The following is a 1,170-nucleotide window of genomic DNA, read 5'->3' on the forward strand; positions in this document are numbered from 1 at the left end:
GCTATCGCCGGTAGAGTACGAGAAGCAGTATTTCCAACAGCTCCGGAGTGTCTAGAGAAGCCGGGGCGATTCACCCGCTCTTGTCCGTGGCTGTCTAGAGTTTTCGCGCCGTCGTTCTGGGGGTGATAGAGAGGCGTTGAGGGCACTGCTCCGTAGTGAGAGGGTTCGTCTTCTTCTGCAATCAACCTATCTGAAGGATTTCAATCGCTTGCAGGAAATGACGGGGCATGCGCTTGACGATATGTCTCGCTACGCGTCGATTCATGTTGATGCTTCTGGCACGTCCATTCAGCTTCGGCGCACCTGCTGCGATGTACTGCTGGACACAGCAAAGCGAGGAGTGTCTTGTCTCGTCATCGGCGACCCGGGGGCAGGAAAGTCTGGCGCGCTCCAAATCGCCGCCCAAGAGCTACTCGACCAGGGCAGAGTTGTACTCCTGATCCAAGTCGATCAGCTTGTGGGCACCACGCTGGCAGATTTGCAGCGCGAGTTCTCGCTGTCCCAGCCATTGATCGACATTCTGACCGAGTGGCGGCCGAGCGAGAGCCCTATCCTAATGATCGATGCGCTTGACGCATCCCGGGGTACAGGTTCGGAGTCCGCCGTCCGAACCTTGATCAGCGAGGTCCGCAAGAGAGCGCCTCAGTGGGCCGTCATTGCGTCTATTCGCAAATTTGACCTGCGCTACGGCAGTCAATATCACCGCCTGTTCGAAGGGCGGCCCATCGATGATCGGTTTCAGGATCCTGAGTTTCTGCGGGTTTGCCATATCAATGTTCCTCAACTAGAACCGGATGAGATTCTCGAAGTTAGAACAAAGTGGCCGTCTTTGGATCGCATCGCACAGGCCAGCGAGTCGCAGTTCAACTCCCTACTGAGCAGCCCATTTAACCTCTTCCTGTTGGGGCGCATCCTCAAAGAAGATGCATCTATGGCGAACCTAGCCAAGACGCAGTTGGATCTCCTGGGGCAGTTCTGGAGCCAGCGTGTTGAGAGAGGTGCATTTGTCGCAGCCGAAGAGTCGACACAGGTAATGGATGTACTGCTCCGCAAGATGTTGCAAAGCAGGCGTTTGACTGCGTCGAATGGTGACGGCGACGTCCCCCCGGTATTGAGTAGCACGTGACTTTAGAGTCCAATCCACCATGACACGGAGATTGGACATGAAGA

The 1,170-nt window shown here is 55.7% G+C and carries 1 protein-coding gene; it reads left to right on the plus strand.

Annotated features, from left to right (window positions below; all coding sequences use genetic code 11):
- Positions 1-136: 136 nt before the first annotated feature.
- Positions 137-1,126 carry an NACHT domain-containing protein gene (locus tag FLQ03_RS18420; protein WP_144374143.1) on the plus strand — a complete coding sequence of 330 codons (990 nt, stop codon included), beginning with the start codon at positions 137-139 and terminating at the stop codon, positions 1,124-1,126.
- Positions 1,127-1,170: the final 44 nt, after the last annotated feature.

The organism is Vogesella urethralis (assembly GCF_007644045.2).
GTDB lineage: Bacteria > Pseudomonadota > Gammaproteobacteria > Burkholderiales > Chromobacteriaceae > Vogesella > Vogesella urethralis.